This window comes from Pseudomonas sp. CFII64 (genome assembly GCF_000416235.1).
Lineage (GTDB): Bacteria > Pseudomonadota > Gammaproteobacteria > Pseudomonadales > Pseudomonadaceae > Aquipseudomonas.
In genome coordinates, this window is sequence record NZ_ATLO01000023.1 from 1 (window position 1) to 6,930 (window position 6,930).

At 57.8% G+C, this 6,930-nt stretch carries 8 protein-coding genes; 5 read left to right on the forward strand and 3 right to left on the reverse strand.

Annotation, left to right across the window (positions count from 1 at the left end):
* Positions 1-109 precede the first annotated feature (109 nt).
* Entirely contained in the window at positions 110-496 is a 387-nt protein-coding gene (locus CFII64_RS10710) for a DUF805 domain-containing protein (protein ID WP_020290790.1), read from the reverse strand.
* Between the two features lie 348 nt (positions 497-844).
* Between CFII64_RS10710 and CFII64_RS10715 the strand changes: the two genes are divergently transcribed.
* Positions 845-1,699 (forward strand): pirin family protein, encoded by an 855-nt coding sequence (locus tag CFII64_RS10715; protein WP_020290791.1) that lies wholly within the window; start codon positions 845-847, stop codon positions 1,697-1,699.
* Between the two features lie 141 nt (positions 1,700-1,840).
* Here the strand turns inward: CFII64_RS10715 and CFII64_RS10720 are convergent, their stop codons facing one another.
* Positions 1,841-3,022 (reverse strand): patatin-like phospholipase family protein, encoded by a 1,182-nt coding sequence (locus tag CFII64_RS10720; protein ID WP_020290792.1) that lies wholly within the window; start codon positions 3,020-3,022, stop codon positions 1,841-1,843.
* Positions 3,023-3,040: 18 nt separating this feature from the next.
* The gene (locus tag CFII64_RS10725) at positions 3,041-3,973 is read right to left on the reverse strand and encodes a lipid A biosynthesis lauroyl acyltransferase (RefSeq protein WP_020290793.1); all 933 of its coding nucleotides are present in this window, start codon (positions 3,971-3,973) and stop codon (positions 3,041-3,043) included.
* Positions 3,974-4,092: 119 nt separating this feature from the next.
* Here CFII64_RS10725 and minC point away from each other — a divergent pair, with 119 nt between their 5' ends.
* The 4 genes from minC (at position 4,093) to CFII64_RS10745 (ending at position 6,837) form a co-directional block, all read left to right on the forward strand.
* Positions 4,093-4,833, forward strand: a complete 741-nt coding sequence (gene minC / locus CFII64_RS10730) for a septum site-determining protein MinC (RefSeq protein ID WP_020290794.1) — start codon at positions 4,093-4,095, stop codon at positions 4,831-4,833.
* Positions 4,834-5,041: 208 nt separating this feature from the next.
* Complete coding sequence (gene minD / locus CFII64_RS10735; RefSeq protein WP_020290795.1) at positions 5,042-5,854, forward strand: septum site-determining protein MinD; 813 nt, start codon at positions 5,042-5,044, stop codon at positions 5,852-5,854.
* On the forward strand, positions 5,854-6,108 hold the full coding sequence (minE, locus tag CFII64_RS10740; protein ID WP_020290796.1) for a cell division topological specificity factor MinE: 255 nt from the start codon (positions 5,854-5,856) through the stop codon (positions 6,106-6,108). The genes minD and minE overlap by 1 nt, the downstream gene beginning before the upstream one ends.
* Before the next feature lie 93 nt (positions 6,109-6,201).
* Complete coding sequence (locus CFII64_RS10745; RefSeq protein WP_020290797.1) at positions 6,202-6,837, forward strand: RluA family pseudouridine synthase; 636 nt, start codon at positions 6,202-6,204, stop codon at positions 6,835-6,837.
* The last annotated feature ends 93 nt before the right edge of the window (positions 6,838-6,930 follow it).

Consider the following 6,930-nt stretch of genomic DNA (forward strand, 5'->3'; position numbering starts at 1 on the left):
CGACCGTCAGGGCGAAACCTCAATAAGCCGCGCCGCTAATGCTGTTGGTGCCACTCGATTTGACACGCAGCGCCAGAATAAGTAAATCGCCTCGCGAACAAGTTCGCTCCTACCCTTGCGCATCTGATCGCTCACTCGCCAATGGATCAGGCCCGTATTTGTTGGGGCCCTTTGTTCCTTCTACCGACATAAAAATTACTTGCAATATTAGCCCCACTACGGGAATTAAGAACGTCAGCCACCACCAGCCACTGGACTCATAATCATGGAAGCGCCTAACTGTCAAAGATAAAGAAGGAACCATGACCATCATCAAGAAGAGCACGGTAACCGGCCCGAACCCGATCAAGGGAATGTACAGACCGAGTACCGCATCCAGCAATACACAGAGTGACCCCAAACAGATATTGCCCAATTGGAAAACCCAGTACTCTGATCTTCTGGCGCGCCCATCAAAATCAAAACTCTTTTCGAAACTTTCAAAATATAAAGCCATGACCTTCCTTTAATTCTATTTATCTCAACCACACGACGAAAAATGGCCGTCCATGAGAAATGCGCTATTCCAAATACAACAACACTCATATTTCTTGTCTTTAGCTACACCTATCCACAAGCCGACGTCCGAAACAGACGCTGGCAATATATAGATAGTTATTTTTTTGTATGCAGGACGCGGAAAGGTCTATTCAACGAAAAAGACTTCATGGCCGTCGGACTTTTCGTCTTGACGAAGGGAAAAATTCATCATCGAAAAATTCGATTACAACACAGCAAAAAACCCATCCATTCATCAACCCGACAGGCATACCATAGCCAGCATTCCCACTCGAGGAGCAGGTTCATGACTCAATTTCGCAAAGTGCTGTCGATTCAGGCTGGCCAACCCACTTCGGACGGTGCTGGCGTCAGCCTGACCCGCGTATTTGGCGGGCCGGGAGTCGAGCAGTTTGACCCGTTTCTGATGCTTGATGAATTCGGTTCGGACAAACCGGATGAATACATCGCCGGCTTTCCGCCCCATCCGCATCGGGGTTTCGAGACGGTGACTTATATGCTCGAAGGCCGCATGCGTCACGAAGACCACATGGGCAATGTCGGGTTGCTGCAGGGCGGTGGCGTGCAATGGATGACAGCCGCGCGGGGCATTATTCACAGCGAAATGCCGGAGCAGGAAGAAGGCGTGATGCGCGGCTTTCAGCTGTGGCTGAACCTGCCGGGCAAGACCAAGCTGAACGATGCCAGTTATCAGGACATCCAGCCGGAAAACATTCCGCGCCTGACTACTGAAGCGGGTGTCGAAGTGGTGGTGATTGCCGGTCAGTTCGATGATGGATCAGTGCAACAGGCTGGCGCGGTGCAGCGTCCCGATACCGAGCCGCAGTATTTCGATTTCCACATGCCGGCTGGCAGCAGCATCAGTCCGCGCCTGCCTGAAGGCCACCGCGCGTTGTTGTACGTCTATGAAGGCGGCCTGGAGATTGCCGGTCAGCCGCAAGCGGTCGGGACCAGCCGTCTGGTGCGTTTGTCCAATGAGGGCGAACTGCAACTGAGCAGCGCGGCCGGGGCTCGGGTGCTGCTGATTGCCGGCAAGCCGCTGGGCGAACCTATCGTGCAGTACGGCCCGTTCGTGATGAACACGCGGGAAGAGATCGAACAGGCACTGCGGGATTTCCGTGATGATCGGTTGACAGCCTGAACGCAAATGGAGCGAGTGTGGGACCGGACTCATCCGGGAAGGCGTCGGCTCAGGCTGTATTATTTCAGCGTCTGGACTGGCCTCTTCGGGAATAAATTCCCTCCTACGCTGTAATCCAGCTACCTATACATTGATAAGCCGTTACAGCCGCAAAAACCGCTTCAACTGTTCGCCCTGGGCAATCGCGTCGTAGCGACCCAGTTCGATCAGTTCGCTGCAATATCCCGCTTCGAACAGCAGATAGCTCAGCACGCTGGCGCCGCTGGTTTTGGTTGCCCCGGGTCCGCGCAGAAAAGTGCGCAGTGCCGGGGGCAATTCGCGGCGATGGCGAGCGGCGATCTGGTCGATGGGCTGACTGGGCGCGATCACCAGCACTTCCACCGGGGCCAGACCTTGCTGGCGTATGCGCTGTTCACTGGGCAAAAGATGGCTGAGCAAGTTCATGCGTTCCAGCACTTCGATGTCACTTTCGAGGCTGTCGATGAAGGTGCTGTTGAGCAAGTGTCCGCTGATCTGCGCCAGGCTCGGCTGCCCGCCCGTAGTGACCCGCCGCACGTCGCGGTTGGCATCGACACCGCGCGGGTTGCCGCTGACGCCCACCACCAGCACTCGGTTGGCGCCCAGGTGCAACGCCGGGCTGATCGGCGCTGACTGGCGTACCGCGCCGTCGCCGAAATATTCCTGATCGATTTTCACTGGCGCGAACAGCAAAGGGATAGCCGAGCTGGCCAGCAGATGATCGATGGTCAGCTGAGTCGGCACACCCACGCGACGATGACGCAACCAGGGGTCGATGGTGCCTTTGCCTTGATAGAACGTCACCGCGTGCCCGGATTCGTAACCGAACGCCGTCACCGCCACCGCGCGCAAATGCCGCGCCTGGATCGCCGCGTCGATGCCCTCCAGATCCAGCCGCTCTGTCAGCAGGCCACGCAACGGCGAGCTGTCGAGCAGCGCGACCGGGATCTGCGAACCCAACCCGAGCAAGCTTTTACCGAGGAAACGAGCGGCCTGCCGACTGACCCCAGGCCAATCACTGCGCAACACCTGATGGCTGCGAAAGCCTTGCCAGAACTCGGTGAGTTGATGGATCGCGGTGCGAAAATGCAAGGCGCCGCTGGCCAGCTTCACTGCATTGATTGCCCCGGCCGAGGTGCCGACGATCACCGGAAATGGATTGGGTGCGCCTACGGGCAACAAGTCGGCAATCCCCGCCAACACGCCAACCTGATAAGCCGCACGGGCGCCGCCGCCGGACAGAATCAACCCGGTGACGGGTTCGACGTCATTCACAGCGTCTATCGCAATGGCGTTTTCGAGCATGTGGGCGTCAGCCTCGGTTTATTTACGCTTCTTATACAGCTTCGCTTCGCCCACCGGTCGGCTTTTAAAGCGGCGATGCGCCCAAAGATACTGCGCCGGGCATTCAGTGATGGCACTTTCTACCCATTGATTGATGCGCAGGCAATCCGCCTCGTCGCTTTCACCGGGGAAATCCTGCAAGGGTGGATGAATCACCAAGCGATAACCGCTGCCATCGGCCAGACGTTGCTGAGTGAACGGCACGACCTGGGAGCGGCCCAGTTTGGCGAACTTGCTGGTGGCCGTCACCGTTGCCGCCTGAATACCGAACAACGGCACGAAGACGCTCTGCTTGGCGCCGTAATCCTGATCCGGCGCGTACCAGATAGCGCGACCGGCACGCAGCAGCTTGAGCATGCCGCGCACGTCTTCGCGCTCCACGGCCAGGGAATCCAGATTGTGCCGCTCGCGGCCGCGACGCTGAACGAAGTCGAACAGCGGGTTCTTGTGCTCGCGGTACATGCCGTCAATGGTGTGCTGCTGCCCCAACAACGCCGCCCCCACTTCCAGCGTGGTGAAATGCAGCGCCATGAGAATCACGCCCTGGCCTTGTTGCTGCGCGGTTTGCAGATGCTCCAGCCCTTCGATATGGGCCAGTTTGGCCAGACGCTCCCTGGACCACCACCAACTCATGGCCATCTCGAAGAAAGCAATGCCGGTGGACGCGAAGTTCTCCTTGAGCAAACGCTTGCGTTCAATCTTGGTCAAATGGGGGAAACACAGCTCCAGATTGCGCGACGCAATGTATTTTCGATCAGTGGCAAACCGATACATGACTGCGCCCAGGACACGGCCAATGATCAGCAGCACGCGAAATGGCAGCTGGACAACCAGCCATAGCAGCCCCAGCCCAAGCCACAATGGCCAGAATCGGGGGTGAAGAAAACAGGCTCGAAAACGCGGGCGATCCATCAAAGCTTCCGTCAGAAGAATGGCCGCGCATTCTACATCGGTTCGACCCGGCTTGCGGCTAGCGGGCGTTCTCGTTATAAGTCTCGGCACTTTTAGCGACAAGCTGTTGTATTTCGACCATGAGCCCAATCGAATCGCAAGACCAGGATCCCGTCTTCCAACTGAAGGGCAGCATGCTGGCCATCACGGTGCTGGAGCTGGCCCGGAACAACCTTGAAGCGCTCGACCGTCAATTGGCGGCGAAGGTCGCGCAGGCGCCGAATTTCTTCAGCAACACCCCGCTGGTCCTGGCGCTGGACAAACTTCCCGCCAATGGCGGCCCGGTGGATCTGCCCGGCCTGATGCGCATCTGCCGCCAACACGGCCTGCGCACCCTGGCGATTCGCGCCAATCGCATCGAAGACATCGCTGCGGCCATCGCCATTGATTTACCGGTGCTGCCGCCGTCAGGCGCCCGGGAGCGTCCACTGGACCCGGCCGAAGGTGAAGCGGCCAAGCCAAAAATCGAAAAACCGGCCGAGCCGACGATCAGGCCGACCCGGGTCGTAACCCTTCCTGTGCGCGGCGGACAGCAGATTTATGCCCAGGGCAGCGACTTAATCGTGATTGGTCCGGTGAGTCCCGGTGCGGAACTTCTGGCCGATGGCAACATCCATGTTTACGGCCCTATGCGCGGTAGAGCATTGGCAGGCATCAAGGGCGACACCAAGGCGCGGATTTTCTGTCAGCAACTGGGCGCCGAACTGATTTCGATTGCCGGGCAATACAAGGTATCCGAAGACTTGCGCAGGGACCCGCTGTGGGGATCTGCGGTACAGGTCAGCCTGTCCGGTGACGTGTTGAACATCATCCGGCTTTAACGGATACTGCGCCATTTTTAAAGCATCTCTGATTCGTCGCGAAAACGTAGCAAAGGTTGTAGGAAATCCGGGGATCTTCACTTTTCCGGCACATCTCCCTTCGATACAGAAGTCAGGGTTGAGTAATTTCCATCATTGTTCGACTGCCGCCGCTTCAAGAGACGCTCTTCAGGGACTAACTGTCCTTTTCCTCTAGGGGTGAAACACCTTGGCCAAGATTCTCGTAGTTACATCCGGCAAAGGCGGTGTGGGCAAGACCACCACCAGCGCCGCGATCGGTACCGGCCTCGCATTGCGCGGCCACAAAACAGTGATCGTCGACTTCGACGTCGGCCTGCGTAACCTCGACCTGATCATGGGCTGCGAGCGACGCGTGGTGTATGACTTCGTCAACGTGGTCAATGGCGAAGCAACGCTGACCCAGGCGCTGATCAAAGACAAGCGCCTGGAAAACCTCTACGTGCTGGCCGCCAGCCAGACCCGCGACAAGGACGCCCTGACAGTCGAAGGCGTCGAAAAAATTCTCATGGAGCTCAAGGAGACGTTCGAATACGTCGTCTGCGATTCTCCAGCCGGTATCGAAAAAGGCGCTCACCTGGCCATGTACTTCGCTGATGAAGCGATTGTCGTGACCAACCCGGAAGTGTCCTCGGTACGTGACTCGGACCGCATGCTGGGCCTGCTGGCCAGCAAATCCCGGCGCGCCGAGCGTGGCGAAGACCCGATCAAGGAACACTTGCTGCTGACTCGCTATAACCCTGAGCGCGTGGTCAATGGTGAAATGCTCGGTGTAGAAGACGTTGAAGAAATCCTCGCGATCCGTTTGCTGGGCGTAATCCCGGAATCCCAGGCGGTCTTGAAGGCTTCCAACCAGGGCGTTCCGGTCATTCTCGACGACCAGAGCGACGCCGGTCAGGCCTACAGCGATGCTGTGGATCGCTTGCTGGGCAAGGAAGTGGCGCACCGGTTCCTCGATGTGCGTAAAAAGGGTTGGATAGAGCGGCTGTTCGGAGGCAAATAATGAACATTTTCGACTTCTTTCGTGCCAGTAAAAAGGTCAGCACCGCGTCGGTGGCGAAAGAGCGTCTACAGATCATCGTGGCGCACGAACGCGGCCAACGTACGACCCCGGACTATCTTCCAGCCTTGCAGAAAGAACTGGTGGAAGTGATCCGTAAATACGTCAACATCGGCTCCGATGACGTGCAGGTTGCTCTGGAAAATCAAGGCAGCTGTTCGATCCTGGAACTCAATATCACCCTGCCAGATCGTTGATCCGGCGGGTGCCCGCGGCGGTATACGCGCTGCTCTGCAAGGAGCATCGTCTATACCGCCGTTGGCGTTTCTCGCGTTTCGAGGCCGTTACACATGCCGTTGTCGAACATCCGCATCATTCATCAGGACGCTGCCGTCCTGGTGGTCGATAAGCCGACCCTGCTGCTTTCCGTTCCCGGCCGTGCCGAGGACAACAAGGATTGCCTGATTACCCGCCTGCAGGAAAACGGTTACCCCGAAGCCCGAATCGTCCATCGACTGGACTGGGAAACTTCCGGGATCATCCTGCTCGCCCGCGACCCGGACACCCATCGCGAACTGTCCCGACAGTTTCATGACCGGGAAACCGAAAAAGCCTATACCGCCCTGTGCTGGGGCCAGCCGACGCTGGACAGCGGCCGCATTGATCTGCCGCTGCGCTACGATCCGCCAACCAAGCCACGGCATGTGGTGGATCACGAAGTCGGCAAACATGCGCAGACATTCTGGAAAGTTCTGGAACGTTGTGGCGATTACTGCCGCGTCGAGTTGACGCCGATTACCGGCCGCTCTCATCAGTTACGGGTGCACATGCTTTCAATTGGCCATCCGCTGTTGGGTGACGGGTTGTATGCGCACGCCGAGGCGTTGGCGGCTTATCCGCGTTTGTGTCTGCATGCGAGCATGTTGGCGTTTACCCATCCGCAGAGTGGCGAGCGGATGCGGTTTGAGTGCCCGGCGCCGTTTTGAGTGATTGATTATTCGCGCTTGAGATTGCGCAGTGTCAATCAGAGCGCGGCGCTGCTTATGTCGGTTCCGTCCTGACGGCCGGGTCACTTTTGT